This window comes from Mesorhizobium sp. Arg314, from assembly GCF_053714275.1.
In genome coordinates this window covers 1-254 of the sequence record NZ_JBSKBP010000363.1, presented here as the reverse complement: position 1 = coordinate 254, position 254 = coordinate 1, and the positions used below count along the sequence as shown (strand labels likewise).

The window sequence follows — 254 nt, the reverse complement described above, 5'->3', positions numbered from 1 at the left end:
ACCGAATCCATGCGGGAAAAGACTTTTTGCGCCGAGGCGATGGTCGCGTCGTCGAGCCGGCTGATCAGCCTGTCGGCGGCCGCCCAGGCCGCCTCTGTGGTTTCGCGGGCGATGACGTGCAGGCGGATGCCAAAGGACAGCTTGCGGCCGGCCTTCTCCGCGAGTTCGCGCACGCCATCGAGCTTGCGCTCGACATCGGCCGGCGGTTCGCCCCAGGTCAGATATTTGTCGATCTCCTGTGCCGCCACGGTCGA

General features: G+C 66.1%; 1 protein-coding gene. It reads right to left on the bottom strand.

Going from position 1 to position 254, the window contains the following annotated elements; translation table 11 throughout:
* Positions 1-254, bottom strand: a 254-nt coding sequence (locus ACWGS9_RS35875; protein WP_454509571.1) for an LLM class flavin-dependent oxidoreductase, incomplete at both ends; no start/stop codon positions are given.